We start from the raw sequence: 263 nt of genomic DNA, 5'->3' as shown, positions 1-263 counted from the left end.
CTGGGGCGCTACCTGGAGGAGGGGCTGGTGTGCCAGGCCGACCTTGAAGCGGCGCGGGACTGGTACCGGCGCTCGGCCGAAGGCGGGGATTTTCGCGGGCAGTTCAGCCATGCGGCAGTGCTGGCCGATGCCGGGCGTATCGACGAAGCCGTGGCGTGGCTGCAACGGGCTCTGGCCGGTGGCAACCTGAATTTCCCCCGGGTGGCATGCGCTGCGCTGCTCAAGGCCACGCACCCCGAGATTCGCGACCTGGCCCAGGCCTA

General features: G+C 70.0%; 1 pseudogene. It reads left to right on the top strand.

Annotated features, from left to right (window positions below):
• Positions 1-263: pseudogene (locus SB725_RS31955) on the top strand (sel1 repeat family protein); the annotation flags it as partial.

It is taken from the genome of Pseudomonas sp. SIMBA_041 (assembly GCF_046535095.1).
Lineage (GTDB): Bacteria > Pseudomonadota > Gammaproteobacteria > Pseudomonadales > Pseudomonadaceae > Aquipseudomonas > Aquipseudomonas mucoides.
This window is presented reverse-complemented; position numbering and strand designations above follow the sequence as displayed.